We start from the raw sequence: 15,302 nt of genomic DNA, 5'->3' as shown, positions 1-15,302 counted from the left end.
TTACAGATCAAACTCCCGCGCCAGCCTATCAATAGCCGCGCGCTGGAACTGGTTGAAAGCTTCTCTAGGCTGCTGTTGCTGAATAAACCCCAGCAGCGGATCCTGCACTTCGGTGCGTATTCCGCTCAACTCCTCCATCACCGCCAGCCCGCAGAACGGTACGTAGGCTTCGGCATAACCGCCTTCATGTACCATCACCAGTTTACCCTCGCATAACCGATCGGCAGCGCTTTGCACCAGCGCCGTCATGGCGCGGAAGCTGTCGCTGTGCAGTTGCATACGTGCCAGCGGATCGAGGGCGTTGGCGTCGTAGCCGCAGGCGATAATGATTAATTCCGGCTTGAAGCGCTCCAACGCCGGGATCGCTATCTGCTGCATGGCGTATTGATAGCCGTCGTCACCGGCACCGGCCAGCAGCGGAATATTGAGGTTATAGCCGTAACCGACACCTTCCCCACGATCCTGCTCACCGGCGTAACCCGCAGGGAAACAGCCGTCCTGATGCAAAGAAATGGTCAACACGTCATCCCGTTGCCAGTAGATATGCTGAGTGCCATTGCCGTGATGCACGTCCCAGTCGATCACCGCCACCTTGCCCAGCCCCAGCTTGGCCTGAGCGCGTTCGATGGCGATCGGAATGTTAGCCAGAAAACAGAACCCCATCGATTGATCCGGCAGGCAGTGGTGGCCCGGCGGGCGCGACAGAGAGTAGGCATTGTCCAACTGGCCTTGCAGCACCGCTTCGACGGCGGCGCAGGCCAAACCGGCGGAGAGCTTGGCGATCTCATAGCTGCCCGGACCCAATGGCGCTTCTTCCCCCAGCATGCCGCCGCCGTTGTCGCTCAGCTGCTTGAAGCGTTGCAGGTAGTGTGCGGGGTGGATACGCCGCAGATCCTCTTCTTGCGCCGGTTCTGCGCTCAGCAGGCAGAGCTGGCGCGACAGGCCGGAAACGTCCATCAGGTTTTTCATCCGTCGCTTGGTTTCCGGCGATTCCGCATGGCCTGCGCCCGATGGCGGTTGCACCCAGCCGCCCACCGGCAGCGTGGTGGCGTGCAGGCCGGTGCTGTGCCAGAAGCAGCGCTCATCAAAGAAGAAACCGGTTTTTCTTTTCACCTTATAACTCCTGTTAAACGGCGCGGCGTGCGCGGTGAAGCCAGTGAGATCAGCAGCAAAGACAGCAGCGCGCAGGTGAGCGCCCCGCCTAGCAAAGAGCCGATCCCACCGGAAGATTCGATCAGGTAACCTGCCAGCGTTGGGCCAATCGCCATCCCGCCGCCGATCACCAGGTTGATGCTGTTCATCAGCTTGCCGTTGTTATCGAGCGCAGCGACGCGCGCCAGAATGAATGGCAGCACAAAGGTCCAGGTGAATTTGAACATCACCGCAGCCAGCGTGAAGCGAATGACCAGTGGATCGCGGCTCAGCAGCACAATGCTGGCGATCAGCAGGCCATAGCCGATCCACAACAGCGGTTTATGGCTGCGCCGTGCGCCAATCAACGAGGCGCATCCGGCACCGATAATGCCAAACACAGTAGCCGCCGCCAGCACTTGCCCGCTGTGCACCAGCGAAAGGCCCGCGGTAGCGGCGATATTACCGATAAAGGTCCAGACGGCGCTCAGGCTGATATAGAAGGTTAAAACCGCTAACACGGCATACAGCTTGCGGCTGAGCGTGGCCGCTGGGAACGGGCTGGCAGCGCCGTTGGTTGGGTGAAAGCCGCTGGGAAACGCGCGGATCAGCGGTAGGCAGCACAGCATGATCGCCGCCAGAATCAGGTACACCACCCTCAGGCCGCAATGGGCGAACAGCGGTGGCAATGCCAACAGGCCAATCACCCCTAACAACAGTTGGCCCAGCACCCAGAAGGCATACACCCGGCTGGGGTTGCTCGTTCTGGCAGCGCAGGTGATGCACAGGATCATCAGCGTGCCGCCTGCCAGCGAGGCGATAAAGCGCAGTATCAGTAACAGGTTGTAATCACTGACCATCGCCGAGGCCAGGTTGCCAAGCATAAACACCGCGGCCGCCAGCGCAGCGATCTGGCGCCAGTGGATGCGGCTGATCCACCACCAGGCAGGGAGCGTTGCCAGGCTCATGGCTCCGAGTTCGGTGGAGAATAAGCGGCCGATCTGGCCGGGGCTGAGTTGCCATTGCAGCGCCAACTGCGCGGCAACCGCCGGTGCAGTCATTAATATGCCCGGTGCGATGGCCGCAAAAACAATAATTGCCGTTAACAGCGCGGGCGGGCAGGGGAGCGCCGTAGCGGGAACAGATATTGAAAGTGAATTATTGGACATCGTTAATATCCTTGATTTTCATCCATAAATATCCGCCACGCCGTTTTTTGAGCATGCGGAAGCCGGGCCTGATTTGGCAGATCTTGCGTTGTGGTATTTTTGGTAAAACGATCAGCCGTGAGCGATAAAGCCGCTGGAAACCAGCTCAGTGCGGTTAGCCACCGCCGTTTTGGCAAAGATATTGCGCATATGCGTTTTCACCGTCGACAGCGAAATCCCCAGCTTCAAGGCAATGCGTTTATTGCTCGCCCCTTCGCGCACCATATTGACGATCTCCTGCTCTTTGGCGGTGAGCAGCGGTGTTTCTGCGTCGGGCAGCAGATCGCGCGTGGCCAGTTCGATCAAGGGCATGATCGCCCGCAGCCGGCTGCGTTCGGGCTCGGTGAACGGCGTATCGCGGATCAGCGAAACCCCGGCGATGATCCGCTTGCGCTGGCGGATAAAGATCTCGGTCATATCGCGCATCCGGTTCGGCAACATAAAGTCGTGATAGTAGTGACTGTTATTGGCGAAGGCTGCCGGGTTCATGCCCACCATGGTGATCTCCTGCTGGTGGAAATTGGCGGGTCTATGCGGATCCAACTGTTGAAAATGATTCAGATATTGCTGGTGGGTGTGATCGGAAATGCCGTGCAGGATGTAATGATCGGGCTGCAGATCCGGATCCACCAGATAGAATACCGCCGCAGAAACCGGGATCAGATGCGCAATGGTATTCAGACAGCTTGAGATAAAAGCGTCGTTACGCACGGGGGATGATGTGGTTTGCATGATTCATTTTCCTCCCTTTCTTGATCTGCCGCTTGTGCAATATATGAACGCTGAAAGCATAGTTGTAGCAAATAATTAACACAATGAGAACATATTAACAACGTGAGCGTTATTGCAATAAAATACATTAATAACAATATCTCGGTGTCGGATTGGTAGGCTTTTTACCTTTGATTAATACCGGTTTCATTAATACATTAATAAAAGTGATGTGGCAGTTTCCCGCTGAATTTACAACGGTTTCTGCGATTTCTATCTCTGGCATATTTGGCGTAGCGGCGTGCTACAAACAACACCGCGTATGGGCGGGCCTCGTTCTTAAGAACGATAGCCCGGCTTTTCCGTTGCTCTCTACACTGCACTTGAACGGTAATAAGCCAGCAGAAATCAGAATAACGACCGGCTATTGGAAAAGATAAGATGAAAATAGCGCTGGCATGAGCGGGGTCGACAACACAAGGAACGGGTAATGAAGAAAAAGGCGGTGGCGGTAGCACTCAGTGGCGCGTTATCAGGGTGGGTACAGGCGGCAGATGGTGAACGGCCTAACGTGTTGATCATCATTGCCGATGATATGGGGTACTCCGATATCACCCCGTTTGGCGGCGAGATCCCAACGCCCAACCTGCAAGCGCTGGCCGAACAGGGCGTGCGGATGAGCCAGTATTATACTTCGCCGATGTCCGCGCCGGCGCGTTCAATGCTGATGACCGGCAACACCAATCAACAGGCAGGCATGGGCGGGATGTGGTGGTATGAAAGCACAATAGCCCATCCCGGCTATGAAATGCGCCTGACTGATAGGGTGACGACCATGCCGGAACGTTTTAAAGAGGCAGGTTATGCCACCATGATGGCCGGTAAATGGCACCTGGGTTACACCGACGGCGCTGGGCCGACCGATCGCGGTTTTGAGCGTGCGTTTGCCTTTATGGGCGGTGGCACCAGCCATTTTGACGACGCGGTACCACTGGGGACGGTGGAGTCTTTCCATACTTTCTACACCCTGAACGGCAAGCGGGTTTCCCTGCCGCAGGATTTTTACTCCAGTAAAGCCTATGCCACTCAACTGGGGCAATGGATCCGCGAAACGCCAAAAGATCGACCGGTATTTGCGTATTTGGCGTTTACCGCGCCGCACGATCCGCTACAAGCTCCGGATGACTGGATCGCTAAATTCGACGGCAAGTACGACGCCGGTTTTCAGCAAGTTTATCAGCAGCGTATCGACCGGTTGAAGGCGTTGGGGATTATCTCTGATCGCACGCCGTTACCGCACCTGACGTTAGAGAAAGAGTGGCAGGCGATGACGCCAGAGCAGCAGAAATATGCTGCCAAAACCATGCAGGTGTATGCGGCGATGATCGCCTATATGGACGATCAGATCGGTGGCGTGATGAAAACCCTCCAGCAGACCGGGCGCGATAAAAATACCATTATCCTGTTTGCCACCGACAACGGTGCCAACCCCGCCAGCGGCTTTTACTACGGCTCCAAGCCGGAGTTCTGGCAGCAGTTTGATAACAGCTACGCCAATCTTGGCCGGAAAGGCTCATTTATCTCTTATGGGCCGCACTGGGCGAACGTCAGTAACGCGCCTTATGCCAATTTTCATAAGACCACCAGTGGGCAAGGGGGCATCAACACCGATTTGATTATCTCGGCACCGCAGTTGAAACAGCGTGGCGGCATCGATAAAACGCCGATGGCGGTGTATGACATTGCGCCAACGCTGTATGAGTTTACCGGTATTGATGCCAGCAAAGCCCTGAAAACCAAGCCAGTAATCCCGATGGTGGGGGTCAGTTTTAAACGCTATTTCAGCGGTGATGTTGCCACAGCTCCGCGCTCCACCTACGGCATTGAACTGCACAATCAGGCAGCGTATGTGGATGGCATCTGGAAACTGCGGCGGCTGGTGGCCGGTGGGCCGCAGGCGCAAATGGCACCTTGGGGGTTATTCAATTTGCAGGACGATCCGCTGGAAACCCAGGATCTGGCCGCCAGCCAGCCCGAGCGGGTAAAACGGCTGAGTGCCGAATACCAACGCTATGCGGATAAAGGCATGGTGATTGAGGCTAAAGGCAAGAAGGTTGATTACCTTGGGGTTGATCCACAAACTCACCGCTATATTGGTGTTGAACCGCAGGCGGCAGAGTGAATATTGCCCGGCTGCGCGCGCAGCAGATCCCGGTGAATACCGTGCCGCGCGCCAGCGTGCCGTTTCATATGCTGATCAAACCGATCGGTGCGGGTTGTAATCTGGCCTGTCACTACTGTTATTACCCGCAGCTCGATCAAGCGCAGAAGATGGATGAGGCTTTGCTGGAACGCTTTATCCGGCAATATATCGCCAGCCAGCCGCGCTACAGCCGCGAGATTAACTTTGTCTGGCAAGGCGGTGAACCGCTGCTGGCGGGGATCGGCTTTTACAAGCAAGCGCTGGCGCTCCAGCAAAAGTATGCGCCGCCGGGCGTACGGATCAGCAACAGCCTGCAAACCAACGGCACGCTGCTGAATGCGGCCTGGTGTCGCCTGTTCAAGCAGCATCAGTTTATCATTGGCGTCAGCCTGGACGGCGATCGCCAGATTCAGGATGCGCACCGGCCCGACAAACGCGGCAATAGCAGTTACGATGCCGCGCTGCGCGGTATCGCTCTATTGCAGCAGCACCAGATTGAATTCAATCTTCTGGTGGTGGTGCACGATGGCGTGGCGGATCGGGCACAGGCGATGTATGACCACCTTGTCGCGCTGGGCGTGCGTTACCTGCAATTTCAGCCACTGATGCTGGAAGGGGATGCCCCGGCAGCGGGCTATGGCCTGAGTTCCGCCAACTGGGGGCGCTTTATGGTGGCGATCTACCGCCGTTGGCGCAGCCAGCGCCACATTGGCCAGGTTTTTATCATGAATATCGAACATGCCTATGCGCAATATTTTACCCACGTCAGCCCCAATTGTGTCCATGCCGAGCGCTGTGGCGGCAACCTGGTGATGGAACCGGATGGCAGCGTATACGCCTGCGATCATTTGATCGACGCCAATCATCATTTGGGCCGCTTTGATCACGCAAGCCAGTTCGCCGAGTATGTCGACGCCGCCACCCAGATGGATTTTGGTAAAACCAAAAGCCTGCGCCGCGAATGCCAGAGTTGCAGCGTAAAAAGCGTCTGCCAGGGCGGCTGCCCGGCCCATATTGGCCAGGATCGTTACAACCGCCTGTGCGCCGGGTACTACGCCTTCTTTTCAGAGGTATTAGCGCCGCTGCGTAGCTTCCCTCGCAGTGCTCAGGGGGCCGTGGCCTGGCGTAACAGCGTGATATTACCCACAAGTTAATCCCTATCGTCCTTAAGGACGATAGTCAGCCTTTTCCTTTCCTTTCTATAGTGAGATCGCTGCTCATGCGCAGCCACAACACCAGCTAGCAACACCGGGTCAAAAACTATAAAGAGGAAGTAACCATGAACCTGTCATCACGGCTCCATGCCCAGCTTGAACGGGGCAAGGTCGGGTTCCCCACCACGTTAGCCAGTTCGGTTGGGGTGATAATGGCCAGCCCGGTGATCCTGACCGTGACCAGCGGTTTTGGCATCGGTGGCGACACCTTCGCGTTGGCGATGCTGATCGCCTTTATCATGATGCAAGCGCAGCTCACCACCTTCTCTGAAGCAGCGGCGATCCTGCCAACCACCGGCTCGGTGTATGACTATATCTCCTGCGGCATGGGGCGGTTTTTTGCCATTACCGGCACCCTGTCTGCCTACCTGATCGTGCATATCTTTGCTGGCACCGCTGAAACCATCCTTTCCGGCATCATGGCGCTGGTGAATTTTGAGCATCTCAATACCCTGATGGAAAGCCACAACAGCTCATGGATGGTCGGCGTTGGCCTGGTGATCATCTTTGGTTTGCTGAACGCGCTGGGTATCGAAGCCTTCGGCAAGGCAGAAGTGGTGCTGACGTTCTGCATGTGGACCACGCTGATGATCTTCTCGATCAGCGGCTTACTGCTACCCCACGCGGTGCCGCTGGAGGGCTGGTTTGGCAGCACGCTAAACGTTGGCGATCCGGTGGCGGTATTCAGCCTGGTGGGCATGGCGATGTTTATGTTTGTCGGCTGCGAACTGGTGACGCCGATGGCGCCGGAGATCAAACGTTCCCACCGCGTCATCCCGCGTGCCATGTCGTTGGGGCTGTGTGGCGTGGCGCTGTGCATGGCGCTGTACGGCGCAGCGCTCAGTCATCAGGTGGAAAACGTGGTGGTGGATGCCGCCAATGGCGTTCATCTGCTGGATACGCCGATGGCTATCCCGGCGTTTGCTGGCCAGGTGATGGGGAATTTCGGCAAATATTGGTTGGGCGTCGGGCTGCTGCTGGCCGGGGCGGCCACCATCAACACCCTGATGGCGGCGGTGCCGCGCATTATCTACGGCATGGTGCTGGACGGCGCGATGCCACGCATGTTTGCCTACCTGCACCCACGTTTTAAAACGCCGGTGGTGGCGATTGCCGCCGCGGTGCTGATCCCCTGCGTGCATGCCTTTGCCATCCAGGGCAATCTGGATCGTATTATGCCGATGGTGCTGGCGGCGGTGTGCGCCTGGGGCGTGGCCTACTTGCTGGTCACCTGCTCGGTGGTGATCCTGCGCATCCGCCGCCCGGATCTGCCGCGCGCCTATAAGTCGCCGTGGTTCCCGCTGCCGCAGATCGTCTCCAGCATCGGCATTGTGCTGGCGATCTTCTACATCACGCCGCCGGGGATGAACCCGCGCGATGTCTATATTCCGTTTGGCATCATGATCGGCCTGACTTCCGCCTACGCGTTGTTCTGGACGTTATTTGTGCAGAAGGTCAATCCGTTCAAACCGGTACCGGTTGAAGAGGTGCTGGAGAGCGCTTTTGCCAAAGCGGAAAACGAGGAGGTGGAGTTTGATCGGCTTACTTCCCTCTCTTAACCGTTTCTGGCGGCGCGATCCTCCCGGCTATCAGCCGGGGAGAACGCTGGATCGCCTGAGCAATAACCTGCGGCCATACGCCTGTGAGCGGCTGGCGGCCAGCCAACTGCGGCTCACGCTGCCGCAGGGGCCGGTGATCGACGTCTGCGAGCAGGTGCAATCGCTGTTTTTGGCGCATATTGTCACCCACCGTTTTCGCTTGCAGGGCCTGACCACGCTTGCTGAACCGCTGGTGCTGAAGGTAATTACCGGCGGCTGGCTGCGCCGCAGCGGCGTGATTTATCGCACCAAAGCCAAACATGGCAGCGCCCAGCGGCTGCTGGCCATGCTGCGGCAATACCCACAAATCGAGGCCACCTTGGAGAAACTCGACTTCCGCCGCGCCACGCTCAGCGTGCAAGACGGTGGCTGGCAGTTGGATATTGAGCATTTTGCCGCTTCCGAAGTGGTGAGCCGCCTCCCCGCCAGCCGACGTTATCTGCGGCTGGAGGCCGAGCAGCGGCGTTTGCTGTTGAGCAGTTTCCTGATGATCGGCCAACTGATGGAGAAATGCGATGAGTAGAGTGGTGGTGATCACCGGGGGTGGCACCGGCATTGGCGCCGCCTGCGCGCGGCTGTTGGCGCAGCAGGGCGACCGGGTATTTATCGTTGGCCGCCGCCGTGAGCCGCTGAACGCGCTGGCGGATGAGATAGGTGCGCAGGCCGTGGTTGGCGATGCCGCCAGTGGTGAAAGCTGGCAGAAGGCGATCTTACCGGCGATTTTAGCCCAGGCCGGACGGATCGATTGCCTGATCGGCTGCGCCGGAGGCATGGGGCTGGGGCGCATCACTGAAGTGAGTGACGGCCAGTGGCAGCAGGCGCTGGACAGCAATCTTAACAGCGCCTTTGCCAGCGCGCGCGCCTGCCTGCCGGAATTGGTGAACCGCGGTGGCAACCTGCTGTTTGTCGCCTCGATCGCCTCATTGGCCGCCGGGCCGGAGGTGTGCGGCTACGTGACCGCCAAGCATGCGCTGATCGGCCTGATGCGCTCCATCGCCCGCGATTATGGCCCGCAGGGTGTGCGTGCCAACGCGGTATGCCCCGGTTGGGTGACCACGCCGATGGCCGATGAAGAGATGCAGCCGCTGATGGTGGCGCACAATTTAACCTTGGAACAGGCTTATCAGTGGGTTTGCCGTGATGTGCCGCTGCGCCGCCCGGCCAGCGCCGAAGAGATCGCGCAGGTGTGCTGTTTTCTCTGCTCGCCGCAGGCATCGATTATTACCGGCGCCACGCTGGTGGCGGATGGTGGTTCGACGATTGTCGATGTTCCGACCCTGGCTTTCACCTCTTTGTAAGGAGCAGCAGATGAGTTCAGAAGCGGTATTTATTCAGGTTGGCGCGCTGGCAGAAGGTTTCGCCCCGCATAGCCATACGCTGGAGCAACAGGATTTGGCGGGGCTTGAGCTGGCTTTCTGTTTTGCCGCAGGGGAAACGGTGAACTGCCGTTTCAATGACGATCACACCTTGTGCTGGGGGGCACTGCGTGTCGATTACCGCGCCACCAGCATCCGCCCGGGGATCCTGTTTATCGATTTTCTCGATCCGCAGTGCGCTAACGGCAGTATTACGCTGGTGTGCGATCGCCAGCAGGGCAACTTTACTGCGGTATACGGCCAATTGCCGGATGAACCCCAGGCGCGGTTGGATGCTTTTAGCCGGGTCGAGCAGGGGTTGCCGCTGACGGCGGTGAATGTACAACTGCGCTTTGGCCGTCTGGATCATAGCGCAGTGCCGTTGCCACAGTTGACCGACGAACTGATCGGCATGCGTAATCTGTACACCTACAGCCCAACCGAGCGTTACGAGCATATCTATCTGAATGACAATTTCTACGCCTGGCAGTGCCTGGATGGTGTGGAGCAGGGGCTGGCGGACGTCGATCGCTGCCACTATGTGAAGGTGGCGGAAAAGCTCTACCTGTTCGTCTGGCGTGAGAAGATTGTGCCGACGCTCGGCGTGGTGATGATCGATCTGCAAGGGATGCGCACCGACGGCAAGATCCTCGGCTATCAGGGCAGCGATTTCAACGCCTTGAGCAACTTTGCCGTGGGGGCTCATGCGCAGATCCTGAATATAACTCGCTACCCGCAGGCCTGAGAGAATAGGTTACCGGTTCTACGTCGGCTTACTCGTTGGCATCAACGGCCAGATTGTCTGGCTGTTGATCGCCGAGCTTGATCAACTCATCCAGCAATCCCATCAATTGCTTCATCTTCTGGCGTGAAAACGCCGCTTCGATCTCCTGATAACCCTGTTCTACCTGATGACGCGCCAACTCATACAGCTCCTGGCCTTGCTGGGTCAGTGAGACATACAGTTTGCGCTGATCGTTAACCGGTTTGAGACGGAAGATCAGTTTATCCCGCTCCATGCGCGACAGAATGCCGGTCAGGCTAGGGCGCAGAATGCAGGTTGCCGCGGCTAATTCGTGAAATTCAATCGAACGGCTCTTGGCCAATACGCGAATGATACGCCACTGCTGCTCCGTCAGGTTATGGCTTTTCAGGATCGGGCGGAAGAACCCCATGGCGGTTTCACGCGCCTGCAACAGGGCGATGGTCAGCGATTCATGCATGTGTATGGCCTTTACTTTCAATACGTTCTGCTGTTGAAGGAGATAGTTTTGTTAATAACTTAATAGTAGCTAATTTTCTTACGCCGAAGAAAGCAAAAGTACCGGCGGCGGTGAAGAAAGGTGCTGAAAAAGGTTAACGAATTGAATAATAGCAGCAATGTTTTTGCTTTGTGAATATTTTGTTATCGCGATCACAAATTAAATTAACCGCGTTGCGTAAAAGCTGAACAGCGTATAAAACTAATCGTTAATATATTAATGAATAATGATTGTGCTGTTTTGCCACCGAAGGAGTCTCTATGAAAGGCACCGTATTTTCCGTTGCACTGAATCACCGCAGCCAGCTTGATGCCTGGGATCAGGCATTTCGCGCGGCACCGTATCAAACCCCGCCGAAAACGCCGGTGTGGTTTATCAAACCTCGCAACACTCATCTCATCAACGGCGGCAGCATTCCGTTTCCGGCCGGTGAAACCGTGCAGAGTGGGGCGACCTTGGCGGTGGTGATCGGTACCACCGCGCGTAAGGTGCCGGTGGCGAAGGTGGCTGATTATGTTGCCGGTTATGCGCTGGCGAACGACGTCAGCCTGCCGGAAACCAGCTTTTACCGCCCGGCGATCAAAGCCAAATGCCGCGACGGTTTTTGCCCGCTCGGTGAGGTGGTGCCGTTGAACAATGTGGATCGCCTGGAGATCGTTACCGAAATCAACGGGGTCGAGCAGGATCGCTGGTCAACTGCCGATCTGGTGCGCTCGGTGCCGGAACTGATCGCCGCCATCAGTGATTTCATTACCCTGCAGCCGGGCGATGCGGTGCTGATTGGCACGCCGCACCAGCGGGTGGAAATCAAACCAGGCGATCGGGTGACGGTGCGTGCCGTAGGTTCACCTTTACCAGCCCTGACTAACCGCGTGATGCAGGTAGGAGAATAATCATGAAACATGCTCGTATCCGCCATCATGGCCAGATTGTTAACGTCACCGTTGATGAGCAGTTGCAGGTGACGCTGCCGGACGGCAGCAAGCTAGATGAATACGACGTCGAGTGGCTACCGCCTGCGGAAGGTACAGTGTTTGCCCTCGGCCTGAACTATGCCGACCACGCCAGTGAGCTGGAATTTAAAGCGCCAGAGGAACCCCTGATATTCCTGAAAGGGCCCAACACCCTGACCGGCCACCGCCAGGTATCGGTGCGCCCGGCGGGCGTCGACTATATGCATTACGAAGCCGAACTGGTGGCGGTGATCGGTAAAACCGCGCGCAACGTCAGCCGCGAACAGGCGCTGGAGTACGTGGCCGGCTACACCCTGTGTAACGACTACGCGATCCGCGATTATCTGGAAAACTACTATCGGCCCAATCTGCGGGTGAAAAGCCGCGATACCCTGACGCCGATCGGCCCCTACATTGTTGATCGTGACGATGTTAACGATCCGCACAACCTGGTGCTCAGCACCTACGTCAACGGCGAATTGCGCCAGCGCGGCACCACCGCCGATATGATCTTCGACATCCCATTCCTGATCGCTTACCTGAGCGAATTTATGACGCTGCAGCCGGGCGACATGATCGCCACCGGCACACCAAAAGGCTTGGCCGATGTGCAACCCGGCGACGAAGTGGTGGTGGAGATCGAAGGCATTGGCCGCTTGGTCAACCACATTATCAGTGAAAAAGAGTACGAGGAGAGCCTGCGATGAAAACCATCAACCATTGGATCAACGGTAAAAACGTCGCCAGTAAAGAGTATTTCACCACCACCAACCCGGCTAACGGTGAAGTGCTGGCGGAAGTGGCCTCTGGCGGCCAGTTGGAGATCGATCAGGCGGTGGCGGCGGCCAAAGAGGCTTTCCCGAAGTGGGCCAATACGCCGATGAAAGAGCGCGCGCGCCTGATGCGCCGCCTGGGGGAACTGATCGACCAAAACGTGCCGCAGATTGCCGAGATGGAAACCGCCGACACCGGTTTGCCGATCCACCAGACCAAAAACGTGCTGATCCCGCGTGCTTCACACAACTTTGAGTTCTTTGCCGAAATCTGTCAGCAGATGAACGGCCGCACCTACCCGGTGGACGACAAGATGCTCAACTACACGCTGATCCAGCCGGTAGGGGTGTGTGCGCTGGTGTCGCCATGGAACGTGCCGTTCATGACCGCTACCTGGAAGACCGCGCCTTGCCTGGCGTTGGGCAACACCGCAGTGCTGAAAATGTCCGAGCTGTCGCCGCTGACCGCCGATCGTCTGGGCGAACTGGCGCTGGAAGCCGGTATTCCGGCCGGGGTGCTGAACGTGGTGCAGGGCTACGGTGCTAGCGCAGGAGATGCGCTGGTGCGTCATAAAGACGTGCGCGCGGTGTCGTTCACCGGCGGTACGGCTACCGGTCGCCGCATTATTGAAAACGCCGGGCTGAAGAAATTCTCGATGGAGCTGGGGGGTAAATCGCCGGTGCTGATTTTTGAAGATGCCGATATTGAGCGCGCGTTGGACGCCGCGCTATTCACCATCTTCTCAATCAACGGCGAACGCTGCACCGCCGGTTCACGCATCTTTATTCAGGAAAGCATCTACCCGGAATTCGTCAAACGCTTTGCCGAGCGTGCCAACCGCCTGCGCGTGGGCGATCCGCAGGATCCAAACACCCTGGTGGGGGCGCTGATCAGCCCGCAGCACTGGGAGAAAGTGTCTGGCTATATCCGCCTGGGCATCGAAGAGGGGGCAACCCTGCTGGCGGGCGGCCCGGACAAACCGGCGGGCCTGAGCCACGGCAACTTCCTGCGCCCGACGGTGCTGGCCGATGTCGACAACCGTATGCGCGTTGCGCAGGAGGAGATTTTCGGGCCGGTGGCCTGCCTGCTGCCGTTCAAATCAGAAGAAGACGGCCTGCGTATGGCCAACGACGTGGAGTACGGCCTGGCGTCGTACATCTGGACGCAGGATGTGAGCAAGGTGCTGCGTCTGGCCCGCAATATTGAGGCCGGTATGGTGTTCGTCAACACCCAGAACGTCCGCGATCTGCGTCAGCCGTTTGGCGGGGTGAAAGCCTCCGGCACCGGCCGCGAAGGGGGCGAGTACAGCTTCGAAGTGTTTGCCGAAATGAAAAACGTCTGTATCTCCATGGGGGATCACCCGATCCCACGCTGGGGGGTGTAACAGACATTTCCCCCACAGGCGGAACCGGATACCGATAAATGAGGGCCTGACCGGCTAATTCTCATCAGTTAAGGCTAACCAGTTCCCTCTCCCACAGGGAGAGGGGGCGATGCCTTGAGCCATTGATGCATTATTATGCAGCTTTGCGCTTAACTGACCAGCATTAGCCTGACCGGCCCCAATACCCCTACTTTCTACGGTTCCGTGTGGGCTTTGACTATGAAAACCCGATAAGTTTTCAAGTGAGGATATCGATATGGGTAAGTTAGCATTAGCCGCAAAGATCACACACGTTCCTTCCATGTATCTGTCTGAGCTGCCGGGCAAGCACCACGGTTGCCGCCAGGCGGCGATCGCCGGCCATAAAGAGATCGGCGCGCGCTGCCGTGAGCTGGGCGTTGACACCATTATCGTGTTCGACACCCACTGGCTGGTGAACAGCGCCTACCACATCAACTGCACCTCGCACTTTAAAGGGGTCTATACCAGCAACGAACTGCCGCACTTCATTCGCGATATGGATTATGAGTACGACGGTAACCCGGAGCTGGGCCACCTGATCGCCGAAGAAGCCTGCAAGCTCGGGGTGCGCGCCAAGGCGCACGAGATCCCAAGCCTGGAGCTGGAATACGGCACGCTGGTGCCGATGCGTTACATGAACAGCGATCGGCACTTCAAGGTGGTGTCCATTTCTGCCTTCTGCACCGTGCATGACTTTGCCGACAGCCGCCGCATGGGGGAAGCGATCAAAACCGCGATCGAGAAATACGACGGCACCGTGGCGGTGCTGGCCAGCGGCTCGCTGTCACACCGCTTTATCGACGATCAGCGCGCCGAACAAGGCATGAACAGCTACACCCGCCAGTTCGATCAGCAGATGGACGAACGCGTGGTGCAGCTGTGGAAAGCCGGGCGCTTCAGCGAGTTCTGCGAAATGCTGCCGGAGTACGCCAACTACTGCTATGGCGAAGGCAACATGCACGACACTGTGATGCTGCTCGGCCTGTTGGGCTGGGATAAGTACGCAGGCGAGGTGGAGTTTGTCACCCCGCTGTTTGCCAGCTCCGGTACCGGGCAGGTGAATGCCGTGTTCCCACTCCCTGCTGAAGCCTGAGGTGCCTGATGCCCCATTTTTATGCTGAATGTACTGACAACATCCGCCGGGAGGCGGATTTGCCCGCGCTGTTTGCCAAGGTGCATCACGCGCTGGCAGAAACCGGCATTTTCCCGCTGGCGGGCATCCGCAGCCGCGCCATCTGGCTGGATACCTGGCAGATGGCTGACGGCAAGCAGAACTATGCCTTTGTGCATATGACGCTGAAGATCGGCCATGGCCGCAGCCTGGAAAGCCGCCAACAGGTGGCAGAAATGCTGTTCATCCTGATCAAGGATCACTTCGCCGCGCTGATGGCCAAGCGTTATCTGGCGCTCTCTTTCACCTTGGAAGAGCTGGATCCGGTGCTGAATTACAAGCAGAACAACGTCCACGCGCTGTTTAGTAAAAACTGA

15 protein-coding genes are annotated in these 15,302 nt (G+C 57.6%); 11 read left to right on the top strand and 4 right to left on the bottom strand.

The window, feature by feature from the left end; translation table 11 throughout:
• From WG891_RS09215 to WG891_RS09205, 3 genes are all read right to left on the bottom strand, one after another.
• Positions 1 to 1,113 carry a class II histone deacetylase gene (locus WG891_RS09215; RefSeq protein WP_337262517.1) on the bottom strand — a complete coding sequence of 371 codons (1,113 nt, stop codon included), beginning with the start codon at positions 1,111 to 1,113 and terminating at the stop codon, positions 1 to 3.
• Positions 1,110 to 2,300, bottom strand: a complete 1,191-nt coding sequence (locus tag WG891_RS09210) for an MFS transporter (RefSeq protein ID WP_337262516.1) — start codon at positions 2,298 to 2,300, stop codon at positions 1,110 to 1,112. Before WG891_RS09210 ends, WG891_RS09215 begins: the two co-directional genes overlap by 4 nt.
• Positions 2,301 to 2,411: 111 nt before the next feature.
• A complete protein-coding gene (locus WG891_RS09205; protein WP_337262515.1) occupies positions 2,412 to 3,071 on the bottom strand; it encodes a helix-turn-helix transcriptional regulator in 660 nt (219 codons plus the stop codon).
• 469 nt (positions 3,072 to 3,540) lie between these two features.
• Here WG891_RS09205 and WG891_RS09200 point away from each other — a divergent pair, with 469 nt between their 5' ends.
• The 6 genes from WG891_RS09200 to WG891_RS09175 all read left to right on the top strand — a co-directional run bounded on the left by WG891_RS09200 (position 3,541) and on the right by WG891_RS09175 (position 10,165).
• Positions 3,541 to 5,232, top strand: coding sequence for an arylsulfatase (locus WG891_RS09200; RefSeq protein ID WP_337262514.1), 1,692 nt, complete (start codon positions 3,541 to 3,543; stop codon positions 5,230 to 5,232).
• Complete coding sequence (locus WG891_RS09195; RefSeq protein ID WP_337262513.1) at positions 5,229 to 6,407, top strand: anaerobic sulfatase maturase; 1,179 nt, start codon at positions 5,229 to 5,231, stop codon at positions 6,405 to 6,407. Before WG891_RS09200 ends, WG891_RS09195 begins: the two co-directional genes overlap by 4 nt.
• Positions 6,408 to 6,532: 125 nt before the next feature.
• On the top strand, positions 6,533 to 8,026 hold the full coding sequence (locus WG891_RS09190; protein WP_076942647.1) for an APC family permease: 1,494 nt from the start codon (positions 6,533 to 6,535) through the stop codon (positions 8,024 to 8,026).
• Entirely contained in the window at positions 8,001 to 8,588 is a 588-nt protein-coding gene (locus WG891_RS09185; RefSeq protein ID WP_337262512.1) for a DUF3156 family protein, read from the top strand. The genes WG891_RS09190 and WG891_RS09185 overlap by 26 nt, the downstream gene beginning before the upstream one ends.
• On the top strand, positions 8,581 to 9,363 hold the full coding sequence (locus WG891_RS09180) for an SDR family NAD(P)-dependent oxidoreductase (RefSeq protein ID WP_337262511.1): 783 nt from the start codon (positions 8,581 to 8,583) through the stop codon (positions 9,361 to 9,363). Before WG891_RS09185 ends, WG891_RS09180 begins: the two co-directional genes overlap by 8 nt.
• 10 nt (positions 9,364 to 9,373) lie before the next feature.
• Positions 9,374 to 10,165, top strand: a complete 792-nt coding sequence (locus tag WG891_RS09175; protein WP_337262510.1) for a MoaF C-terminal domain-containing protein — start codon at positions 9,374 to 9,376, stop codon at positions 10,163 to 10,165.
• A gap of 28 nt (positions 10,166 to 10,193) precedes the next feature.
• On the opposite strand, the gene hpaR is transcribed toward WG891_RS09175, so the two are convergent.
• Entirely contained in the window at positions 10,194 to 10,643 is a 450-nt protein-coding gene (hpaR, locus tag WG891_RS09170) for a homoprotocatechuate degradation operon regulator HpaR (RefSeq protein WP_337262509.1), read from the bottom strand.
• Between the two features lie 299 nt (positions 10,644 to 10,942).
• On the opposite strand from hpaR, the gene WG891_RS09165 reads away from it, so the two are divergent.
• From WG891_RS09165 to WG891_RS09145, 5 genes are all read left to right on the top strand, one after another.
• Positions 10,943 to 11,575, top strand: a complete 633-nt coding sequence (locus tag WG891_RS09165) for a fumarylacetoacetate hydrolase family protein (RefSeq protein WP_337262508.1) — start codon at positions 10,943 to 10,945, stop codon at positions 11,573 to 11,575.
• Between the two features lie 2 nt (positions 11,576 to 11,577).
• Positions 11,578 to 12,342 (top strand): fumarylacetoacetate hydrolase family protein, encoded by a 765-nt coding sequence (locus WG891_RS09160; RefSeq protein ID WP_337262507.1) that lies wholly within the window; start codon positions 11,578 to 11,580, stop codon positions 12,340 to 12,342.
• Positions 12,339 to 13,793, top strand: a complete 1,455-nt coding sequence (hpaE, locus tag WG891_RS09155; protein ID WP_337262506.1) for a 5-carboxymethyl-2-hydroxymuconate semialdehyde dehydrogenase — start codon at positions 12,339 to 12,341, stop codon at positions 13,791 to 13,793. Before WG891_RS09160 ends, hpaE begins: the two co-directional genes overlap by 4 nt.
• Before the next feature lie 256 nt (positions 13,794 to 14,049).
• Positions 14,050 to 14,907, top strand: coding sequence for a 3,4-dihydroxyphenylacetate 2,3-dioxygenase (hpaD, locus tag WG891_RS09150; protein ID WP_076942639.1), 858 nt, complete (start codon positions 14,050 to 14,052; stop codon positions 14,905 to 14,907).
• Between the two features lie 8 nt (positions 14,908 to 14,915).
• A complete protein-coding gene (locus WG891_RS09145; RefSeq protein ID WP_076942638.1) occupies positions 14,916 to 15,302 on the top strand; it encodes a 5-carboxymethyl-2-hydroxymuconate Delta-isomerase in 387 nt (128 codons plus the stop codon).

This window comes from Serratia sp. MMO-28 (assembly GCF_037199905.1).
Taxonomy (GTDB): Bacteria; Pseudomonadota; Gammaproteobacteria; order Enterobacterales; family Enterobacteriaceae; genus Chania; species Chania oryzae.
Note: the sequence above shows the minus strand (reverse complement) of the source record. Positions and strands in the feature narration are given on the sequence as shown.

What these genes read in the sequence shown, in the direction of transcription:
- WG891_RS09210 (WP_337262516.1), bottom strand. Translation starts at nt 2,300, where the DNA reads ATGTCCAATAATTCACTTTCAATATCTGTTCCCGCTACGGCGCTCCCC.
- WG891_RS09205 (WP_337262515.1), bottom strand. Translation starts at nt 3,071, where the DNA reads ATGCAAACCACATCATCCCCCGTGCGTAACGACGCTTTTATCTCAAGC.
- WG891_RS09200 (WP_337262514.1), top strand. Translation starts at nt 3,541, where the DNA reads ATGAAGAAAAAGGCGGTGGCGGTAGCACTCAGTGGCGCGTTATCAGGG.
- WG891_RS09190 (WP_076942647.1), top strand. Translation starts at nt 6,533, where the DNA reads ATGAACCTGTCATCACGGCTCCATGCCCAGCTTGAACGGGGCAAGGTC.
- WG891_RS09180 (WP_337262511.1), top strand. Translation starts at nt 8,581, where the DNA reads ATGAGTAGAGTGGTGGTGATCACCGGGGGTGGCACCGGCATTGGCGCC.
- WG891_RS09175 (WP_337262510.1), top strand. Translation starts at nt 9,374, where the DNA reads ATGAGTTCAGAAGCGGTATTTATTCAGGTTGGCGCGCTGGCAGAAGGT.
- hpaR (WP_337262509.1), bottom strand. Translation starts at nt 10,643, where the DNA reads ATGCATGAATCGCTGACCATCGCCCTGTTGCAGGCGCGTGAAACCGCC.
- WG891_RS09165 (WP_337262508.1), top strand. Translation starts at nt 10,943, where the DNA reads ATGAAAGGCACCGTATTTTCCGTTGCACTGAATCACCGCAGCCAGCTT.
- WG891_RS09160 (WP_337262507.1), top strand. Translation starts at nt 11,578, where the DNA reads ATGAAACATGCTCGTATCCGCCATCATGGCCAGATTGTTAACGTCACC.
- hpaE (WP_337262506.1), top strand. Translation starts at nt 12,339, where the DNA reads ATGAAAACCATCAACCATTGGATCAACGGTAAAAACGTCGCCAGTAAA.
- hpaD (WP_076942639.1), top strand. Translation starts at nt 14,050, where the DNA reads ATGGGTAAGTTAGCATTAGCCGCAAAGATCACACACGTTCCTTCCATG.
- WG891_RS09145 (WP_076942638.1), top strand. Translation starts at nt 14,916, where the DNA reads ATGCCCCATTTTTATGCTGAATGTACTGACAACATCCGCCGGGAGGCG.